17 protein-coding genes are annotated in these 20,238 nt (G+C 36.9%); 7 read left to right on the top strand and 10 right to left on the bottom strand.

Annotated features, from left to right (window positions below):
- Positions 1–78: 78 nt before the first annotated feature.
- The 4 genes from B7C41_RS13945 to katG form a co-directional block, all read right to left on the bottom strand.
- Positions 79–981 (bottom strand): hydrogen peroxide-inducible genes activator, encoded by a 903-nt coding sequence (locus tag B7C41_RS13945; RefSeq protein WP_085299546.1) that lies wholly within the window; start codon positions 979–981, stop codon positions 79–81.
- A 416-nt stretch (positions 982–1,397) separates the two neighbouring features.
- Positions 1,398–2,426 (bottom strand): cytochrome-c peroxidase, encoded by a 1,029-nt coding sequence (locus tag B7C41_RS13940; RefSeq protein ID WP_085299545.1) that lies wholly within the window; start codon positions 2,424–2,426, stop codon positions 1,398–1,400.
- A gap of 151 nt (positions 2,427–2,577) precedes the next feature.
- Positions 2,578–3,147: a YceI family protein gene (locus B7C41_RS13935; RefSeq protein ID WP_085299544.1), complete on the bottom strand. Its 570-nt coding sequence runs from the start codon at positions 3,145–3,147 to the stop codon at positions 2,578–2,580.
- Positions 3,148–3,318: 171 nt separating this feature from the next.
- Complete coding sequence (gene katG / locus B7C41_RS13930; RefSeq protein ID WP_085299543.1) at positions 3,319–5,541, bottom strand: catalase/peroxidase HPI; 2,223 nt, start codon at positions 5,539–5,541, stop codon at positions 3,319–3,321.
- A gap of 63 nt (positions 5,542–5,604) precedes the next feature.
- Here katG and B7C41_RS20175 point away from each other — a divergent pair, with 63 nt between their 5' ends.
- Complete coding sequence (locus B7C41_RS20175; RefSeq protein WP_158089136.1) at positions 5,605–5,763, top strand: hypothetical protein; 159 nt, start codon at positions 5,605–5,607, stop codon at positions 5,761–5,763.
- 271 nt (positions 5,764–6,034) lie between these two features.
- On the opposite strand, the gene B7C41_RS13925 is transcribed toward B7C41_RS20175, so the two are convergent.
- Positions 6,035–6,856: a M90 family metallopeptidase gene (locus B7C41_RS13925; RefSeq protein ID WP_085299891.1), complete on the bottom strand. Its 822-nt coding sequence runs from the start codon at positions 6,854–6,856 to the stop codon at positions 6,035–6,037.
- Between the two features lie 1,112 nt (positions 6,857–7,968).
- On the opposite strand from B7C41_RS13925, the gene B7C41_RS13920 reads away from it, so the two are divergent.
- The 3 genes from B7C41_RS13920 (at position 7,969) to B7C41_RS20170 (ending at position 11,307) form a co-directional block, all read left to right on the top strand.
- Positions 7,969–9,144 carry a porin gene (locus B7C41_RS13920; protein WP_085299542.1) on the top strand — a complete coding sequence of 392 codons (1,176 nt, stop codon included), beginning with the start codon at positions 7,969–7,971 and terminating at the stop codon, positions 9,142–9,144.
- A 13-nt stretch (positions 9,145–9,157) separates the two neighbouring features.
- Positions 9,158–9,574 carry a phosphate ABC transporter substrate-binding protein gene (locus tag B7C41_RS13915; RefSeq protein ID WP_085299541.1) on the top strand — a complete coding sequence of 139 codons (417 nt, stop codon included), beginning with the start codon at positions 9,158–9,160 and terminating at the stop codon, positions 9,572–9,574.
- Positions 9,575–9,696: 122 nt separating this feature from the next.
- Entirely contained in the window at positions 9,697–11,307 is a 1,611-nt protein-coding gene (locus B7C41_RS20170) for a methyl-accepting chemotaxis protein (RefSeq protein ID WP_085299540.1), read from the top strand.
- A gap of 277 nt (positions 11,308–11,584) precedes the next feature.
- Here B7C41_RS20170 and B7C41_RS13905 read toward each other — a convergent pair whose 3' ends face one another.
- Positions 11,585–13,183 carry an ABC-F family ATPase gene (locus tag B7C41_RS13905; protein WP_085299539.1) on the bottom strand — a complete coding sequence of 533 codons (1,599 nt, stop codon included), beginning with the start codon at positions 13,181–13,183 and terminating at the stop codon, positions 11,585–11,587.
- Positions 13,184–13,647: 464 nt separating this feature from the next.
- Here B7C41_RS13905 and B7C41_RS13900 point away from each other — a divergent pair, with 464 nt between their 5' ends.
- Both B7C41_RS13900 and B7C41_RS13895 read left to right on the top strand, forming a co-directional pair.
- On the top strand, positions 13,648–14,319 hold the full coding sequence (locus tag B7C41_RS13900) for a PEP-CTERM sorting domain-containing protein (protein WP_085299538.1): 672 nt from the start codon (positions 13,648–13,650) through the stop codon (positions 14,317–14,319).
- A gap of 73 nt (positions 14,320–14,392) precedes the next feature.
- Positions 14,393–14,845: a hypothetical protein gene (locus tag B7C41_RS13895; protein WP_085299537.1), complete on the top strand. Its 453-nt coding sequence runs from the start codon at positions 14,393–14,395 to the stop codon at positions 14,843–14,845.
- A gap of 91 nt (positions 14,846–14,936) precedes the next feature.
- Here the strand turns inward: B7C41_RS13895 and B7C41_RS13890 are convergent, their stop codons facing one another.
- Entirely contained in the window at positions 14,937–15,485 is a 549-nt protein-coding gene (locus B7C41_RS13890; protein ID WP_085299890.1) for a TrmH family RNA methyltransferase, read from the bottom strand.
- 213 nt (positions 15,486–15,698) lie between these two features.
- Here B7C41_RS13890 and B7C41_RS13885 point away from each other — a divergent pair, with 213 nt between their 5' ends.
- On the top strand, positions 15,699–16,763 hold the full coding sequence (locus tag B7C41_RS13885) for an endonuclease/exonuclease/phosphatase family protein (RefSeq protein ID WP_235839721.1): 1,065 nt from the start codon (positions 15,699–15,701) through the stop codon (positions 16,761–16,763).
- A gap of 294 nt (positions 16,764–17,057) precedes the next feature.
- Here the strand turns inward: B7C41_RS13885 and B7C41_RS13880 are convergent, their stop codons facing one another.
- From B7C41_RS13880 to B7C41_RS13870, 3 genes are all read right to left on the bottom strand, one after another.
- Positions 17,058–18,236 (bottom strand): PQQ-dependent sugar dehydrogenase, encoded by a 1,179-nt coding sequence (locus B7C41_RS13880; RefSeq protein WP_211279532.1) that lies wholly within the window; start codon positions 18,234–18,236, stop codon positions 17,058–17,060.
- 74 nt (positions 18,237–18,310) lie between these two features.
- Positions 18,311–18,652: a zinc ribbon domain-containing protein YjdM gene (locus B7C41_RS13875; protein WP_085299535.1), complete on the bottom strand. Its 342-nt coding sequence runs from the start codon at positions 18,650–18,652 to the stop codon at positions 18,311–18,313.
- Positions 18,653–18,699: 47 nt separating this feature from the next.
- Complete coding sequence (locus B7C41_RS13870; protein ID WP_085299534.1) at positions 18,700–20,229, bottom strand: DEAD/DEAH box helicase; 1,530 nt, start codon at positions 20,227–20,229, stop codon at positions 18,700–18,702.
- Between the last annotated feature and the right edge of the window lie 9 nt (positions 20,230–20,238).

Raw genomic sequence — 20,238 nt, 5'->3', positions numbered from 1 at the left:
AATTTAATAAAATCAATAAAGTCATTCTAAAAAACAGATGCATCTAATGAGTTTAAGTAGGTAGCTAAATATCCGCCACTAACAGCACTTAATCGCTAATTGTTCACTGAATATATCGCGTAAGAGCGTTAATTCATTAGTTCTGACGTAATTAGGACGAATAATCAAAGCTATCGTACGATGCGGCCCAGGTTCATTTAAGTGAATAGCCCTAATTTCAGATTCATTATGAATCAGTTGATCTAACGCCATCTGCGGTACAAGTGTTGTGCCTAACTTCCCTGCCACCATTTGAATTAAGGTATGCAAACTGGCTGAATCAAAATCAGTGTCTTGCTTGTCGTTTTTTAGGCTACAAGCAGCTAACGCGTGATCTTTAAGGCAATGACCATCTTTTAATAACATTAATTTATCAAGCTCTAGCTCTTCACTGGTGATTTCTTGCAGTTGACTTGGACACTCATCTTTATGGCTAACCCAATAAAAATCTTCTTGCCAAAAATCAAAACTCATTAGGCCTTCAATAGGGAACGGTAAGGCTAAAATCGCCGCATCAATGTCACCATTTCTAACCATATCAACTAAAATGTGTGACTGTTCTTCAATAATTTTTAATTTAAAATCGGGATGCTGTCGCCTAACTTCAGGTAGCACTTTCGGTAAAAGGTACGGACCTATGGTTGGAATAATGCCGATAGTCATTGGGTTAATAAACGCTGATTTATTTGACTGAGATATTTGCATCAGCCCGTCTAATTCTAATTTAACCATTTTTGCTTTATTAAGTATTAGCTGACCATTACTGGTGATAAGCACTTGCTTGTTATTACGTTCAAAAATGGTCGTGCCTAACTGCCTTTCTAATTCGATAATTGCCGTACTTAACGCTGATTGTGATACATTGCAGGCATCGGCAGCCTTTTTAAAATGCAGCGTTTTTTCAACGGCTAAGGCGTAATGTAGTTGTTTTAATGAGATCATAGTTATCCATAATAGCACTGTAAAATGTACTGTTGATAGTTATTATTGAACATAAAACACAGTTTAATCAATTTTTTAAATTATACTAGCCCATACACACGAAGCAGACCAGCCCCATACCCTTTACCATTAAAAATTACACATAACAATTTGATTTAAAAAGAATAAAACACATCATAAAAAAACAGAACACTATCTTCTAATCAATCAATTATCAATAACTGTATCATCAGTTCTAAGCTGCAAATACTCGCTTTATTACAGCTAGCTGATATAGGTGTAATTGAATAAGCTTGATGCATTATTTTGTACTGACCACATGTAGATTTCAGAGCTGAAGACATTATTTAACCGGCACATGAAATGTCAGTCTTCTCCGCAGATTCAAGGGTTTACCTGTATTAATTAATAACAAGTTAATTTAACTCAGAAAGATCAGTTTCTTCACTCGGCTCAATTACTTTCGCTTGATTATTAAGGCTATTAAAAAACACTTTAATAGCTTTAACCTCTTGTTCATTCAGTTTAATACCTAGTTGATGCCAACCCGTATCTATAATGGCTTGCTCTATGGTTGCCGCTGCACCGTCATGAAAATAAGGTGCGGTATTTAATATGTTTCGTAGTGAAGGAACTTTAAAAAAATAATTATCGGCAGGGTTTCCTGTTACTTGCGCTTTACCTTTATCGACTTTATTTGGATACGGATGCACTAAGCCCATTTTCATAAAGAGCTGACCACCCAGTACTGAGCCATTGTGACAAGCGACACAGCCTTTATCTATAAATACCAATAAGCCTGCTTTTTCACTTTCATTTATCGCATTTTTATTACCTGCTAAGTAATCATCAAATCGGTCTTTTGAGATTAATGTTCTCTGAAATGCAGCCAGTGCTTGTGAAATGTTTTCTATGCTTATTGGCGGTTTTTGATTTGGAAAAGCATTTTTAAAACTAGTTAAATACCCTTTCCGGTTAAGGCGTTTAACGACCTGACTTTCAGAGCTCATTGCCATTTCTTTTACATTGAAAATAGGGAATTTTGCTTGTTGTGCTAATGTTTTGGCTCGCCCGTCCCAAAACTGCACAACATGGAAACCCGCGTTCCATGTAGTAGGCGCGTTTCGCTCACCTAAGTTTCCTAAGGCGCCTACTGATACTTTTAAATGATCGACGCCTGAGGCACCATTAATGATGTTATGGCAGCTATTACATGATTGAGTATGGTTTACTGATAACGCTGTTTCAAAATACAATTTTTTGCCTAAGTTAATCAACGCTAAGCTATCTTTTTCAGCACCTAGCATGGTACGTGGCAGAGGCTCAAAGAAGGATAGCACCGTTTCGTGTGTTGATGATTGCGCATAACCTTGGTTAATACTCATAAAGTAAACAAGTACAATGTTGACAAGTAATAATGTTGATAAATAATAATTTTTACTCATAAGTTAACTTCAGTCAGTTGTTTTAGTCATCGCGAACAATGGCAATAAAAGTAAGAAAATAATGGGATCGTCGAACATTTAGCAAGCCCATTTAATTTGCATGTATTAGCTTTTAAGAAAGTGAAAAATTTAAAGCTCACTTTCTATCAAGCTATTGAGCAGTAGCGCTAAACGTTAGATTAATATTCAATGGAATAGTATCTGAAATACTAATTCCACCGACAGTAGCAGCTAAACTTATAAGATTTTCTGTCGGGATACCAAAATCACTGGCTTTAACAATTGTCGGTTTATAAGAATTAACGCTCAGCAGACCTGCTGATTTATGAATAATCACCGGTATTTCAAATGTTTTTATCTGCCCATAAAAATCAACATCAGCCTTTATGCTTGTTTTCGTTATCGGTTTTACGATTGATTCCATCTCAAAATATCCCTTAATTTTTACTAACGGATATAGATTTGTTTTTAAAAAAATGTCATTAACCCTGCTGTTCCTGATAGGTATGTTTGTTTTTATATGCTTAAAATTTATAGCTAAATTAAACGTATTATTAGAGTATTCTCCTTGAATATTGTCGACTACAGCGGGTTCAATAACGTACTGTTTTTTAATTGTCGCAAAACTAACGCTCGATAGTTCGGGAATTATCGTTAATTTTTCAGTAGCAAAGACGCTTCCAGATAATAGAATAAGCAGTAATAGTGATTTTTTTATCATAATGTTCTTCTTTTTAGATTAGGCTTTTTAGGTTAAGTTTTTTAGATCAGGCTTGTTAGCTTAGACCTTTAGTTTCTTGTCGAGGAGTAATTCACACGATGCCAAGGTGGTATGGATGAAATCGGTGAAATCGTTAGCACGACTATTTGACGTGCTAACGATAATGAATGACTATTTTAAGTCAAAGCGATCTAACTGCATGACTTTCACCCATGCGTTAACAAAGTCATTTACAAACTTTTTATCGGCATCAGCTGACGCATAAACTTCCGCAATGGCTCTTAATTCCGAGCTAGAGCCAAAAATCAAATCAACGGGTGTTGCTTGCCATTTTTCTTTGCCAGAAGCTCGGTCGTGTCCTATATAAACTCCTGCTTTAGACTCATTTTTAGTCCATACGGTAGACATATCTAATAAGTTGACAAAGAAATCGTTCGTTAATACACCCGGTTGATTAGTGAAAACACCATAAGATGAACCATCGTAGTTTGCATCAAGTGCTCGCATACCACCAACAAGTACGGTCATTTCAGGTACGTTTAAACTCAGCATATTCGCTTTATCGATAAGCATTTCCGCTGGAGACATATAACTGTCTTCATTAAAGTAATTACGGAAACCGTCAGCATTTGGCTTTAAGTAATTGAATGATTTAACACTGGTTTGTGCCTGTGTTGCATCAGCACGACCAGCGATAAAAGGCACTTCAATTTTATGACCGGCCTTTTTAGCTGAATTTTCTATTGCCGCTGCACCACCTAATACAATTAAGTCAGCTAAAGACGCTTGTTTTTTTGACGACTTTTTGTTGTATGCAGTTTGAATAGACTTAAGCTTATTCAATATTTTATTCAACGCTTTAGGGTTGTTTACAGCCCAACTTTTTTGAGGTTCAAGATTAATACGAGCACCGTTGGCACCACCGCGCATATCGGTTACACGATGACTAGAGGCCGAGGCCCATGCTGTTCTAACCAATTCTGCATTACTTAAACCTGAGTTAAGTATTTGTTTTTTAAGTCTTGCGATATCTTTGCTTGTGATCGATTGGTAATCAACCGCAGAAATAGGGTCTTGCCATGTCAGTACTTCACTTGGTACTTCTGCACCAAGGTATCTTGCACGAGGGCCCATATCTCGATGGGTTAATTTAAACCAAGCTTTTGCAAACGACTTTTCATATTCGCTTGGGTCAGCTCTAAATCGTTCAACAATTTCACGGAATTTAGGATCTTCTTTTAAGGCAATATCGGTAGTAAACATCATAGGCGCATTACGCTTATTTGGAATATGCGCGTCAGGCACTAAATTAGCTGCGGCTTTGCTATCAGGTTTCCACTGAATAGCACCTGCTGGGCTTTTAGTTTTTACCCAGTTGAAGTTCATTAAGTTATCTAAATAATTGGTTGACCATTGCGTTGGAGTAACGGTCCAAGCACCTTCTAAACCACTACCTGTGGCGTCTGCGCCAACACCGCTGCCACATTTATTTTTCCAGCCTAAACCTTGCTCTTCAATAGCGGCTACGGCAGGTTCAGCACCAATACACTTATCTGGTTTTTTCGCACCATGTGCTTTACCAAAAGTATGACCACCGGCACTTAATGCGACTATTTCTTCATCATTCATCGCCATACGGCCAAAAGACATTCGAATATCTTTCGCGGCTAAAAGTGGATCAGGGTTACCGTGTGGGCCTACCGGGTTAACATAAATCAAGCCCATTTCAACTGCGGCAAGAGGACCTTTTAATTTACCCTTTTTATCTCTTCGCTCGTCCGTCAGCATAGTTTTTTCTGAGCCCCAGTAGACTAAGTCGGGCTCCCAATCATCAGTTCGTCCACCTGCAAAACCAAAGGTTTTAAAGCCCATTGATTCAAGTGCCACATTACCTGAAAGTACCATTAAATCAGCCCATGAAATTTGACGACCATACTTTTGTTTTACTGGCCAAAGTAGTCGGCGAGCTTTGTCTAAATTAACATTGTCTGGCCAGCTATTTAGTGGGTCGAAACGTTGTTGACCACCTGATGCGCCGCCGCGACCATCATGTACACGATAAACCCCAGCACTATGCCAAGCCATCCGAATCATTAAAGGACCATAGTGTCCCCAATCAGCAGGCCACCAAGTTTTAGAGTCAGTCAATGTTGTTTGAATGTCTTTTTTGAGCTGTGTTAAATCAAGCTTGGCAAATTCTTCGGCATAATTAAATTGTTCACCGTAAGGATTAGACTCCACGCCATGCTGACGTAGTGGACTAAGGTTTAATTGTTCTGGCCACCAAAATTGATTGGTTTTCGCGCCATTTTCAGCTAGTGCCCTAGAAGGCATTGCCATTGTAGAGATGGCGACTGAGACTGCGATTGTCATTGAGAGTGTTTTTTTAAGCATTATTAATTCCTCATGTCTTTAAAAGTTGCTTTTAAATAACTGAAATGGAGTATGGAACTAAAGATGTATTTTCTAAAATTGATTAACTTGAAGATAACATTCTATTTTTTTTATGATGTTGGTTTGATTTTTGATTCTAGCGATGAACTACCTGCTATAGCTGAAGTTTATGCCTTAAATGATGTTGATAAAAAATTCATCAATGGCTTTGTAAGTACTTGAATGAAGGTAATACCGTTAAGTCTTTTGATTAAAATAAGCCTCTCCTCACAGAAATAGTTAACTGAGCTGTTGAGGCTTAAACATAAGAAATGACTAAAAATTGAAAATTAAATTCAACTGACTGGAACTTTCTTTTAAATAACGACTCATACTATATGAGAGGCTTTATTTCCCTTAGTGTTTCATGTTTTTATAATGCGTTTACTGTTTAGGTAAACGCTTTTTTTTGCCCGTTTTTTAGCTTTGCAGAATGGTTAGCAACTAAACTCAATTACCAATGCATAGGGTCAATAGTGTAATACTGAGTTAACTGGCGATATAGCTTAGGATGTTCATGGGATAGTTGTTGTGATTGCTCAAAGAATACTTCACTGGCGACAGCAAAAAACTCCGCAGGATTCGTTGCACCATAATAATCGAATAACGACGGCGCCCCTACTCTTGCTTGTTGTTGTAAAACAGCAAACTGTGCTGAAAAAACTTCTGACCAACATTGATAACTTTGTTGAGCATCTAAAATTGGCGCGCCATTAGCTGGGCCATTTTCTTGATCAAGCTGATGAGCAAATTCATGAATAACAACATTACGACCATCATCAGGAATTTGTGCGCCATCAAGTGTATCTTGCCATGATAAAACTACTTTACCAAAATCCCAAGACTCGCCAGCTAACACCACTTTTTGGGTAAACTGAACGCCGTCAGCACTGCGTGTTTGTTGTTGTTTTACGAATGCACTTGGGTAAACCAATATAGTACGTAATTTAGGGTAATAGTTTGTTTTTCGATTTAGCAATAATAAGCATGCTTGCGCCGCAATGGTTATTCTTATTTCGTCGGTGATCACCACGCCATTGCAGCCAACAAACTCTTTTTCTGCTAAGAATACTTGAATATGTTGCTTTAATTGCAGTTGCAAATCAGCAGGCATTTGTCGAAAATATGGCATGCGTTGCTGAATAATTTTACGCCATTGTTTTTTAAACGGCTTGCGCTTAATAAGTGAACGCTTGTATTCATGCCAATAAGGTTTCCCTGCTAAAAAAGCAATTAATACCACGCCAATAAAAACAGGAAGAAAGTAGGACAGCATAGCGATATAAAACACCATAAATTATATAAACCTATTTATATAGGTGCGTACACATCGATAAAATATCAAGTTTTTTCTATTGTTGAAGTACAATAGAAAAAGTAAAAGCGACATTTCAGATAAAATTTAAAAACAATTTGAACTAATTTAAAACACAGCACTCATAGTATACGAGAAGCTTTTATTTCCCTTAGTGTTTCATGTTTTTATAATGCGTTTACTTTTTAGTAAACGCTTTTTTTTGCCTAAAATTCAACGATTACCTACCTGAGCTTTTATCTGAATGGTGTTTTCTTGATCAGAGCGTATGAGTTTGGGAATAATATTTCTATAAAGTTAAAACTAAAAAACAGTAAATCAACCTTTAGTAATTACAGCAAATAGTATTTAAAGATGAGGTATTTCAAGTCAAAATTTACTGTTTTTACATTGTAGCTACCACTCAAAAAAGCATTACGTCATAACTTAATTGTAAATTCTAAAGATGATGACTTGACACCCACCTCATCCTTCTTCTCATACCGGTTCAAAAAGCCACCTAATACTCCCGTTTCATCTCAAATAGATTATCCATATTTATCATAAATCTCGGCATATACCAGCAGCATGTGCACTGTTGTTCAGTGCCAAGAGTTAATCTAACTTTTTACAACTTGTGCAACTATTAGTCAGATAGAAATGTCTATTTTGGTTGTCATAGCGTGCTAGTTATCACATATCTCGGCTGCACTACATATTGTACAAAAAAGAAAAACAAAATAAATCGCACAAACAAAAATCAGTCTTATTACGATTACTGTGAATTACTTGGTTTTTACTAATTTATTTTTTAAATGCAGTTGGTTACAGCTTTTTTTTTTAAAAAAAAGAAGCATAAACATATAAGTAATGTATAATTTGTTAGTGTAGAAAATCGCAATATTGGGGTATTAACATTCACTTTGAAAATACCCATTTTGAATGGAATCAAGCTATCTAGTTAGTAGAGTGAGATACATAAAAATAAACTTTTCTGAATAGATAACCGCATCATAATAATAATAATAAGCATATTTTAAACAGTGAATTTGACTGTTTACACAAATTTTATAAATCATGACGCGAGGTCAAAAATGAAAAAAACACTATTAGCATCTAGCTTATTAACAGCTATTTTAGCTAGCTCTGTTCAAGCAGCTGATATCAACTTTAGTGGTTACGGGTCAATTCGTGGTGGCTTGTTAGTTAACGACGACATCACACCAAGATACTATGGGTATGATGACAAAGTAGATTTTAAAAACGAATCTCTTTTTGCCTTACAAACCAAAGCAACCCTAAATGAAAAATGGAATGCTACTCTTGTACTACAAGCTCGTGGTGAAGAGGATTTTGATGTTGAAGCACGCTGGGCTTATTTAAGCTACGAATTATCGCCTGAAACTACACTTTCTTTCGGCCGATTTGCCTTACCATACTTTAGAAATTCAGATACACAGGACATTGGTTACAGTCATAACTATACTCGTTTGCCAACGTCTGTATACCTTGGCGAAGAGTATGACATCATCGAAGGTATTCGCATCATGCATAGTACCTTTGTCGGTGACGGAGACTTGACTCTTAAAGGCTCATTCGGCTCTTTCTCAGGCGAAATTAACAACTCTGGTTTCGAACTTGATAATATCATTCAAGGCTCAGCAGAATATACCTATGAATGGTTTTCGATTTTCGCGGGTATATTAAGTGCAGATGCTTCGTTTACTACTATTGGTGCTAGCTTTGATGCTGGGTTTAATGCTGCATTAGGTGGCGCAGGATACGAACTAAGAAACGGCATGGCATACAACCCACTAGGCACAGCTGTTTACAACATGGATGACTTATATGCCGATGAAGATTCTACGCTTTACTGGTCAACAGGCGTCACCATTGATCACAACAACTGGTTAGTAAATGCTGAATATGCCTCTTATGAAATTGATGATTCATTTAGTGAACAAACAGAAGTTATGTACTTCTCCGTTGGTTACCGTTTTGATAAAGCCGTAGTCTCATTTGTTCACCAAGATTTAGATAATAACTTTGATTATGAACAAGCAAACTCCTCTGATCCGTATGTCAACTCATTTGTTAAAGCGACAACTGATAGCTTATTTAAACCTCTTCCATACGATGCCCAAGGTATTCATTTAAGATATGACGCTGATCAAGGCGTTGCATACAAACTCGAATACACTCGTATTAATAATGATTTATCAAATGAAAATGCCGATTTAGTTACTTTTGGCATAGACTTTGTTTATTAAGGAGCCATGTAAAATGAATTTATTAAAGAAAGTATTTACTGCTACGGTTTTACTCGTAAGTTTTTCCAGTTTTGCTGAAGTTTCAGTTATCGTGAACAATGCCAATGCCGATACACTTAATGCTAAAACAATTAAGCGCATCTACCTAGGTAAAATGAAAGCATTTCCTAGTGGCAGCAAAGTAACCGTACTGACGCTAAAAGATGATGCACCGGCAACCGAAAGCTTTCGCCAAAGTGCATTGAAAAAGTCTAACAGTCAGTTTAAGTCTTATTGGTCAAAGCTTGCTTTCACTGGTAAAGGTACACCAGCTAAAGAATTAGCAAGTGCTGCCGATATGCTAAATGCAGTTAAAGCAGACGTATCGACTATTGGTTTTGTTGACAGTAGCGCGGTTACTGGTGATGTTAAAGTAATTGCTAAGTTTTAATCTATACTAACGTAAGAGGTCACTGCTATAGCGACCTCTTTATACCTTATTAAAACAATAACAAACGGATTTAGACGTTTTAGTAAATATTGGCTTGCGCAAAATTAGAGGCTACTCAAATAATGTTTAAAAAGCTTAAGATATTCCATAAAATTATTGCCATTTTAGCCGTTGCCATATTGAGCTTCGTGGTCAACTTAACCATAAATATATCCGCTATTTCCAAGAATCAAATCCTATTACAGACAATAAAAGATACCAGTATAAACTTAGTCAACTTAACCAGTGAAAATGTTACTGCTTGGCAGAGAATTGACGAGCTATATACTCAAAGTGTTTCATTTGGAGATGAAGATTTATTGACTGACGCCGGTAACGCTCTTGATAATTTACTCTCTAACTTAAATAAAATTCAAGCACTGGATCCTTCATTTTCAAATATTAATCAACTTATAAATAAAGCCACTGAATATAATGCTATTGCTAGTAAGATATCATTAGGTTTTATTAACGAAGAAATCGACTTTCAATCAGCACAAGGTTCAATAGAGAAAAAATCAAGTCTATTCAAAGACGTTTCTCAAACCTTAAGTAAAGACAAAGTAGATGCATCGAAAATGTTCCGTGACTTAGTCGAAGAAACGGTTGAGAATTCTAATGAGTCGAGAGATTTAAGCATCTTACTTGGAATATTTCTATTAGCACTAATGACTGTGTTAAGTATTTTTATTGCTCGTTTAATTAGTAAATCTGTCATTTCCATTGACCGCTCACTAAAAGAATTAGCGGAAGGTGATGGCGACCTAACCAATCAACTTGAAGTAGAAAGCAAAGATGAGCTAGGCAGTGTTGTAACTCACTTTAATATTTTTACGCAAATGTTACGTGCCATTGTTAAAGAAGTAATTGCTGTTGTTGCACCATTAACCTTGAGTGCTGAACAACTTGCTGACAAAGTACAGCAAGTTGATAATAACGTGAGAAGTCAATCAGATATTGCTGAAACCACAAAACAATCAATGATTGAAATGCAATACAGTGTCAGCGATATTGCAAAATCAGCTTCGCAAGCCGCAAATGCTGCCGAGTCAGGTGAGCAGGAAGTTAATCAAGGCATGGAAAATGTTATGCGTTCGTTGTCTGTATCTGGTGAATTGACCGAAGAAATAGCTAACGCTTCTGGTGTAGTCAATCAGCTGGCTGAAGATTCACAAAATATGAATACAATACTAGATGTTATCAATGGTATTGCCGAGCAAACTAATTTACTAGCGTTAAACGCTGCAATTGAAGCAGCTCGCGCCGGCGAACAAGGAAGAGGGTTTGCGGTTGTTGCCGATGAGGTAAGAAATTTAGCATCAAGAACAGCACTATCTACCACTGAAATTAGAGAGTTACTTGATAAACTTATTTCAGCAGCAGACATGTCAGTAACATCAATGGAATCGGCAAAAGAAAAAGCTAATAGTAACGAGAGTATTTCACGAGAGGTTGATGACTCATTAACTAAGATTAAAGAACAAATTGGACATATCAGCTCAATGAACAATCAAATTGCTGCTGCAACAGAAGAACAATCAAGCGTTGCAGAAACTGTAGTGAGTAACATTGAAAATATGTACGAAAGCTTTAGTGCGACCAGCCTTGCTGTTGAAGAAATCGGCGAGGTAGCAAATCAGCTAGATGGTAATGCTACTTTAATTAAAGATGCAACATCTAAGTTTATTGTGTAATAGCATGATGAGTTTAAGATCATATCAATCATTATAAATAACAGATGAAAAATCAGCAGTGAATAATATATTTACTGCTGATTAATCTAATGCCACACAATAACTCCCGAGCAACAAACCAAATAGTCTTTAGCTGCCCTCCTGCCTATATAAGCAATAAAATAACAATGAGCATAGTGAATAATATTTTCTTATGATAAGAAAAAAAGCAAGGCCACTTTACGTTACCTTGCTTTTAAATATCTATAGTTTACGTTAGTTAACTTTCACTACTATATTATTTTTCCACTTGAGCTTCGCTATCAAGATACTCATCTAATGAACCTTGAAAATTCACTAATTTTTTATCTTTAATATCAATAATACGAGTTGCCAAGCTTGAAACAAATTCACGGTCATGGCTAACAAAAATCAAGGTTCCTTCAAAGTCTTTTAATGCGTTATTTAGCGCATCAATGGCCTCGATATCCATGTGGTTCGTTGGCTCATCCATCATCAATACATTAACGTCCCCCATCATTAACATACCGAATAACAAACGATTCTTTTCACCACCTGAACAATTACGGGCTTTTTTGTTAGCGTCGTCATCTGTGAATAGCATTCGACCTAACATGCCCCGAACACTTAAATCATTATGACAAGGTCTACGCCATTGCGACATCCAATCCATTAGGGTTAAATCGTTATCAAAAAAATGACCGCTATCCTGTGGACAATAACCTACAGAAGCATTTTCAGACCATTTAACTACACCTTCGGTCTGTTCTAGTTCATTCATTAAGCAACGCAACAATGTGGTTTTACCGACACCATTTTCACCGATAATAGCTAGCTTAGCGCCTGCTTCTAATAATAATTCGCCATTTTTAAATAATACTTCGCCATCAAAACCATGACCAAGATTTTCAAGTTCTAACGCTTGACGATGCATTTTCTTACCAGGTGCAAAAGCAATTTTTGGCGTGATACGACTTGATGATTTAACATCATCAAGTTTAATTTTATCCATTTTTTTAGCACGTGAACTGGCTTGTTTGGCTTTTGAAGCATTAGCACCAAAACGATTAACAAAATCTTGTAGCTCAGCAATTTCTTCCGCTTTTTTAACATTACCTGATAATAACTGCTCACGTAATAACGCCGATTGCTGTAAGAAAAATTCGTAATTACCTGGATAAACACGTAACTCACCATAATCAATATCAGCCATATGAGTACAAACAGAGTTAAGGAAATGTCTATCGTGAGAAATGATAATCATGGTGCATTTACGCTTATTAAGCTCACCTTCTAGCCAACTTATAGTGTGAATGTCCAAGTTGTTGGTAGGCTCATCGAGTAACAAAATATCTGGATTAGCAAAAAGTGCTTGGGCAAGTAGTACACGTAGTTTCCAACCAGGAGCTACTTGTTGCATAGACCCGTAATGAAACGACTCTTCAATTCCCGCTTCCAGCAAAATTTCGCCAGCACGACTTTCAGCGGTGTAACCGTCCATTTCAGCAAATTCGCTTTCCAATTCACCCGCACGCATACCGTCAGCTTCACTCATTTCAGCTTGCGCATAAATAGCATCACGCTCTTGTTTGACTTTCCATAGCGGCATATCTCCCATGATCACCGTATCAATAACATTATGCTCTTCAAAGGCAAACTGATCTTGTCCCAAGGTGCTTACTTTATTACCAGTGCTAACTGATACATTACCCGAACTTGGTACTAGCTCACCGCTAAGTATTTTCATAAATGTCGATTTGCCACAACCATTAGCGCCGATTAAACCGTAGCGATGACCGTTGCCAAATTTAGCCGAAATGTTTTCAAATAAAGGCTCAGCGCCAAATTGCATGGTAATATTCGATGTAGTGATCAAAGAAAGTCTTCCTATTTTCCGTTAACTAAAATCATTAACTAGTTATAGCTAACGGATAGCTTTAAATGGATAGTTAATACTGTAAATTCCGATAACCCAGTAATTGTTCAAAGTAAACAACTGTTCAGTCACCATAATAAGGCCGCGCATTATACAGGAATAAACCCAAGAGCCCCATCTAAAATTCACATTTAAGTGATTATTTTATAAACAGTACGAGCATTTAGACAATAACAGACCAACAAAGAGTAGTTCACGCGAATAATCGCAGTAACGACTAGAAAATAAAAATTATAATTCACATTAAAAACATAGGTTTATTGTCATCATTTTTAACACTTTAAAAAAAATTAGAAACTTGCTTTTTCTAATAGACTGTTTTAAATAAACAAAAAAACAACGGCCTATTTTTTGCTTAAAATCAGTAAGATAGAAAAACAAGTTGTTAACTTTAAGGATTAAATTTGAAAATATTACAAGTGTTATTATTAGTTGCGGGGTTTTTAATCGCATCTCATGCAAAAGCTGGATTTATCACCACTAATGAATCAGCGCTCGATGCAATATTTTCACAGACCAGTTTTGGCCTAAAACCAATTGATATACGTATTGGCGCAGCATCTGAACTAGTTCTTCCTGACTTTCTAGATATTACAACCGACGTTGAAGTGAATCAGTTATTTAATTTTCATATTGGCGGCCCTAATGTTGTTAACTTTTACTTTATAGATACCATCAGTGCATGTGGTAGCTTTGTAATTACGGGGATTGTTGGTTGTGGTGAAACTCCGGGTAATGATTTCGTTGTTGAATCTTCCGCAGCTGCAGGCAGTCATGGTAGCGAATTATTAGCACATGAGTTAGGACATAATTTAGGCTTAGATCATATGTCAGGTGCTTTTCTAATGGATGGCACTTTAAACAACATTACAACATTAACAACGCAAGAAGTTAGTAGTATTCATAACAGTCCGTTAGTACAAACTAATGGTCGAGATTTTTGGATTGATATTAACCCTATACTTATTGTTGCTACCGCAACTAATCCCCTGCCAGTACCTGAGCCTAGTACTTTAATACTATTGCTACTCTCGTTTAGCTTTTTATTCAAAAATGGCTTGAAAAAAAGTAAGTAAAAAACGCTATGCGCTAAACCAACACTTGTTATAGTAAACTCTCAATAAGTGTTGGTATCCCCACGGAATTATAATGCAATTTAACAAACTTCTTTTAATCGTCCCTCTTTTTGCTTTACTTTATATCGCCTATTCAAATAGCAAAAATAATCAAAAACTAGAACAATGGCTTGAACTTTGTCCAAGTGACCAATTTTGCTTTACGCACCCAAAAAGTTTAATACCTGCTGATTTACAAAGTATCGACTCTATTGCCGGGCAACTAAATGATAGTAACATTACTTTAACTTATGATTTAGGCTGGTACTCTTCACAATTTAAAGAGCTCACTAATGCGGTTTCTGAGCCAATCATTATTGATGGCCACCATGGCAAGCTATTGCTACAGGATAAAAAAATGGCGTTAACTATTCCAAGCGTATCAGGCAAAGTTCGATTTTCGATGCTAATCGAGTTTAAAAATTCAGTTGATCTTGCACAAGGCCAAAAAATCTTTAAATCAATAAAGTTTACGCTAATGCAATAGCAATACCTTCAATGAATATATTTGCATTCACACTTTCCGTATTTATTGACAGGCATACTTTTAAATAGCCATAGCTATGAAATTAGCTTATTTAAACCGTAATATTTTTTCTAATTTGACTGGCACACTCAGCTAAAACAATCGCACCCGCTGTAGAAACATTTAATGAATTACCCATGCCAAACATAGAAATATGTATCTGCTGGTCACTTAATTTTAATGCAGCTTCACTCACACCTTTACGCTCATTGCCTAAGACTAAGGCACAGCGTGATGGATAGTTGATATCCTTATAATCAACAGACTCATGGCATAGCTCTACGCCAAAAATTGCGTAATCGTTGTCTTTTAACGTCTGTAAACTTTGCGTTGTGCTATCGCTATACTCAACACAAACCCATTTAGCTTCATTTCTCGACGCTTTTCTAAGCTTTTTATCTGAAATAGTTAACTCGCCACAAACAATAATTTTTTCAATCGCAAAAGCATCCGCTAAACGGATAAAAGAGCCTACGTTGTAGCTGTTGGTAACATTATCTAATACCAATACAAGTGGTAACTTTGGCTGCTTTAGGTATTCTTCTCTTGTTGGTTTGGTTTTTCTAATATCTTCTTTACTAAGTTGTCTTTCTAACTGCATTATATTTACTCTTGTTAAAGTCATACCGTCGCTATGTTGAACCATTAATTACTTGCTTTGCTGCTAGCGGGACTTTAATTTATGTTACTGGTTTTTAATTGCTTGTTATTATAAACGATAGGGTATAATTATTTCACATCATTTATTCGAGTTAATATCATCAGTCACCACGATAAAAAAGTAATAGAGCCACTCCCCGCTTCTAAAGAACCTGTGGTATCGGTTGCAAACACCCAACTTAAAATTGCTACCTTTAATTTATTTAATTATCTCGAGCCACCTAATGCCTATTACGATTTTGAGCGCATTTATAGTGCTGAGCAATGGGTTAAAAAGCAAAAGTGGATCGCTGAATATTTACGTGAATATCAACCTGACATTATTGGTTTTCAAGAAGTTTTTAGCCCTGAGTCGTTAAAAGAATTAGTCGCTACGCAGGGTTATCATTACTTTGCTTTTGTCGATCAACCTGAAGTTATTGATGATTTCATTTATCGTAGCCCGGTTGTTGCCATAGCCTCACGTTACCCAATTGTTGATGTTGCTGCAGTAAAAGCTAATGCAAAGCTTGCACAAACCTTAGGCTTAGCCGATGACTTTTGTTTTAGTCGAAAAGTCGTAAGAGCAACAATTCACGCACCACATATTGGTAATTGTGACTGTTATGTTGTGCACTTTAAATCTAAACGTTCGATGATTGAAGTCGATGAAATAAACAATGAGTGGTCACCAGAGAAAGTTATTATTGAAAGCTTGAAAGCAAGTGTGGCTGGTGGTTGGGGGTCAACTATACAACGCGGTAGTGAAGCCGCACTGCTGATGATTGAGATGATAGAACGGCGCGAGGCGACAAATAACCCAATGTTATTAATGGGTGACTTTAATAACACCTTAACCGACGGGGTGTTGAGTCACTTACTCACCAACACATTACGTTTTGTTTCTAACATTGACCGTGACGCTTACCTTGCTAAATATTGTTTAAATGATGCCTGGAATTTATTTGAAGTTGCCCTAACCAATGAAGGCAATGAAGAAAATGAAACTAGTCGGAAAGTAATAGCGCCACGAGCACCAACGCATTATTTTGGCACCACTAGTTCAGTGCTTGATTATGTGCTTTTGTCATGTGAATTCGATGCCAGTTATCACGACAGTCTTTATCAAGTTAGTGGCTATGACACTTACGATCGACATTTGATAAATCCTATTTTTGACCGTGACGGCGAAAGTACCGACCATGGCATTGTCTTAATCACATTAACGTTAAGAAGCTAATACTTAATATCAATTACTTCTCGACTTTATACGTGAAAGGCCCTGTTTGAATATTGCCTTCAAGGCTCAAGATTAACAAGTAATTAGCTTAAAACAGTCATACAAACAAGCAGTTAAATTTAGTTAGAATTGTCTTGAGTTTGAACGTGTATTCACAAAAACTTAATGACTGCAAAGCCAGAATAGCGGCCCTTTTAATAACCGAAAAAGAGGTATGATTTTCAGTTTATCTAAAACTCTATTTTTTGAATTTGTAAGATCAAATGCTGACTAAACCATAAAAACTAAAAGAATTTAGTTGGGGATTAATCGATAAATCCCCTTGCCATCCACCGCAACATATATATAACCATCAGGGCCTTGCTTAACATTGCGAACACGGGTCAGGTTATCTTTAACAACGTCTTCTTTAATAACTTGTTCACCATTTAAAGTTAACATAACAATTTGACCAAATTTAAGTGAACCAACCAGCATATTCCCTTGCCAATTTGGATACTTGTCACTGGTTACAAAAGTCATTCCTGATGGCGCAATAGACGGGTTCCAATACCAAAGTGGTTGCTCCATTCCTTGCTTTTTAGTTAGCTCAGTAAACTTACTACCCGAGTAGTTAATGCCATAGCTAATTATCGGCCAACCATAATTTTTACCTTTATCAACTAAGTTAACTTCATCACCACCACGAGGGCCATGTTCATGGCTCCAAATTTTTCCTGTTGACGGATGCACTGCCATACCTTGCGGATTACGATGTCCATATGAATATATAGCGGCTTTAGCACTATCGTCATTAACAAATGGGTTATCAATTGGGATACGACCATCATCATGGATTCGATAAATTTTTCCGGCATCACGTGTGATATTTTGCGGGTTAATAGTTCTTTGCCCGCGATCTCCGATAGAGAAATACAGGTAACCTTGGTTATCAAAAGCTAGCCGACTACCAAAGTGAGAGCCTTTTCTGCTATAGGCATCGGAGACATAAATATCTTCTTGATCACTTAAATTAGTGCCATTTAACTTGGCTCGCATTATCGCGGTACTTCGATTGCCCTTGCTATCGGCTTTCACATAGGAAAAATATAACCAACCGTTGTTGGCATAATCAGGATGCAAAGTAATATCAAGCAGCCCTCCTTGACCACCCGTTGATATTTTTGGCAAGCCTGCGATATTTACTGTATTACTTTGCCCGCTTTTAATTAACTTTAAGCTTCCACCACGCATGGTAATAAACATGTCGCCTTGTGGTGTCCACGCCATTCCCCAAGGAATGCCGGAATCTGCAATATAAAGCTCGACATTTGTTTTGTTAGCTATTTCTTCAGAAATTGTCTTAGGTAAATCAGCGCCATAGGCAAAGGAGGGAGTCAATAAGCTACAAGCCAGCAGAAATAGCTTGATCATAGCGAAATTTTGTTTGAATTGTTTGAATTTATCGAACTGTACAATTGGTGAAAATAACATGACAAAAATCACTTATCGGCAAACATTTTACTATCATAAGCAATTTTCTATCTTTTAAAAGCAATAAAGTTAACTCAAGCCTTTTTTACATATTTGGCGGTCACCATCATTTCACCAACACCGTCAACTTTACAATCAAGCTGATGATCTTTAGCATCTTTAATACGCCTGATCAGTGCTTTAGTACCAATTTTTATCACTTGTGAACTCGCTTTAATTTTTAAGTCTTTAATGACGGTAACTTTGTCACCTTCGCTAAGCAAAGCGCCATTTGCATCTTTAACCTCAATTATATCTTCTGCGGCAACTTCTAATGGGTTCCACTCAAAGGCACATTCAGGACAAATGAATAGTGACTGGTCTTGATAAACATATTCAGATGCACATTTGAGGCAGCTAGGGATAGTTTTGTTCATGTTTTAATTATACCAATTAGGTTTACACACATAAATTCAGCTTTTAACTAGCCAACAAGTTCTTTTTTAGCTATAGCTGTTATCAAGGTGCTTACTCTCTGTAATAAGCCGCCAATAGATTTGTTTTGCTCATGTAAACCTTCAACCAAGTTAGTACAATTGTCAGCTAATGAGTCACTGTAAGCGAACCCCATTAACGCAACCAACTTAACCATAGCTGCTTCATCAAGCATTTTATAACTTTCATTCTGCTGTTCATAAACGGCATTAACGAGTTCAATAGTGCTCACAAGTTTTTCCATTTTTGGGTTAAGCCTAAGTAATGCTTCATCACGTTTACTCGACGCTTTCTCAACAACTCTCTTACTACTAACAGGCTTAGGCCGGGATTTAATGCGTCGAACTGTTGGCTTTTTCTTAATAACTTTACGCTCTATTGATTCACTATAACCAAACTCACCATCAACAAACTGGCCAATATTAGTCACACTTAGGCGTTCGGACATGATTGCCGCAGACTTGGCTGTTTTTCGGGTAAAATCGCGATAATCCTCAGCAAAGCCATGAGTAGAAATACACTGTGCTAAATCCAGTATTAGTGCATCTTTCTTACCCTTTGATGCACGTAAACATCGACCGATAATCTGTAAATACAACCGTAATATTTTAGTTGGCCTAGCTAAAACAACACAGTCAGTGGTTGGATCATCAAAGCCTATGGTTAACATCGACATATTGATAATTAGCCTAACTTCGTTTGATTTATAGCGGCGGATACTTTCATCATTATCATCAATCGAACGCTTTGAATGAACACGCTCGTGTTTAATACCGAGAAGATGAAAAGCTTCGGACAGCGCTTCAACATGGTTAATCGAGTTAGCAAATAGCATAACTTTGCGACCTTTAGAGAGCGCATTGTCAACAGTTTGCTGAGCAACAAGAGAGCAATGCTCTAATAATATAAGGTCTAAGCCTGAGACACTAAAGTCACCGCGATACATTTTCACAGCGCTATAATCTATCTCTTGAGATAAACGAGGTACTTTATAAACTGGCTTGGCTAATTCACCCGACTCAATTAACAACTTAGTGGTGGTTTCTTCAATCAATTCCATCGACTGATCAATATAGACACCCAGTCTGTCAATTGGGGTCGCTGTCAGTCCGATAACTAATTCAGGAGATAGCTCTTCACGCATGGCAATATAGACGCCCCCCATACAGCCAACATGATACTCATCACGTAACAGCACATCACATTGTATGTTTAAGTGTTTTCTTCGGCCAAATGACTGCTCCATCACTAGAGTAACATCACCACCAGCTACATACTTATAGCCTGATTTAACAACACTAACAGACAAACCATTTACCGTAAGGGTGTGTAATAGTTGCGGAACTAAGGCTGCATTTCTCAAGCTAACCACAACTTTTTTATCAGGCATTGCCTGGCACAACTTCAATATACAGATGCTTTTACCACCACCTGTAGGCAAGGCAATAATGGAGTTAACTCCCGCATCTATCGCTTTACGGACACTATTGACTTGATAATCTTTTTCTAATATCTGCATGCCATACTA

The organism is Cognaticolwellia mytili, assembly GCF_002104475.1.
GTDB classification, from domain to species: domain Bacteria; phylum Pseudomonadota; class Gammaproteobacteria; order Enterobacterales; family Alteromonadaceae; genus Cognaticolwellia; species Cognaticolwellia mytili.
Note: the sequence above shows the minus strand (reverse complement) of the source record. Positions and strands in the feature narration are given on the sequence as shown.

What these genes read in the sequence shown, in the direction of transcription:
- B7C41_RS13945 (WP_085299546.1), bottom strand. Translation starts at nt 981, where the DNA reads ATGATCTCATTAAAACAACTACATTACGCCTTAGCCGTTGAAAAAACG.
- B7C41_RS13940 (WP_085299545.1), bottom strand. Translation starts at nt 2,426, where the DNA reads ATGAGTAAAAATTATTATTTATCAACATTATTACTTGTCAACATTGTA.
- B7C41_RS13935 (WP_085299544.1), bottom strand. Translation starts at nt 3,147, where the DNA reads ATGATAAAAAAATCACTATTACTGCTTATTCTATTATCTGGAAGCGTC.
- katG (WP_085299543.1), bottom strand. Translation starts at nt 5,541, where the DNA reads ATGCTTAAAAAAACACTCTCAATGACAATCGCAGTCTCAGTCGCCATC.
- B7C41_RS20175 (WP_158089136.1), top strand. Translation starts at nt 5,605, where the DNA reads ATGTATTTTCTAAAATTGATTAACTTGAAGATAACATTCTATTTTTTT.
- B7C41_RS13925 (WP_085299891.1), bottom strand. Translation starts at nt 6,856, where the DNA reads ATGCTGTCCTACTTTCTTCCTGTTTTTATTGGCGTGGTATTAATTGCT.
- B7C41_RS13920 (WP_085299542.1), top strand. Translation starts at nt 7,969, where the DNA reads ATGAAAAAAACACTATTAGCATCTAGCTTATTAACAGCTATTTTAGCT.
- B7C41_RS13915 (WP_085299541.1), top strand. Translation starts at nt 9,158, where the DNA reads ATGAATTTATTAAAGAAAGTATTTACTGCTACGGTTTTACTCGTAAGT.
- B7C41_RS20170 (WP_085299540.1), top strand. Translation starts at nt 9,697, where the DNA reads ATGTTTAAAAAGCTTAAGATATTCCATAAAATTATTGCCATTTTAGCC.
- B7C41_RS13895 (WP_085299537.1), top strand. Translation starts at nt 14,393, where the DNA reads ATGCAATTTAACAAACTTCTTTTAATCGTCCCTCTTTTTGCTTTACTT.
- B7C41_RS13890 (WP_085299890.1), bottom strand. Translation starts at nt 15,485, where the DNA reads ATGCAGTTAGAAAGACAACTTAGTAAAGAAGATATTAGAAAAACCAAA.
- B7C41_RS13880 (WP_211279532.1), bottom strand. Translation starts at nt 18,236, where the DNA reads ATGTTATTTTCACCAATTGTACAGTTCGATAAATTCAAACAATTCAAA.
- B7C41_RS13875 (WP_085299535.1), bottom strand. Translation starts at nt 18,652, where the DNA reads ATGAACAAAACTATCCCTAGCTGCCTCAAATGTGCATCTGAATATGTT.
- B7C41_RS13870 (WP_085299534.1), bottom strand. Translation starts at nt 20,229, where the DNA reads ATGCAGATATTAGAAAAAGATTATCAAGTCAATAGTGTCCGTAAAGCG.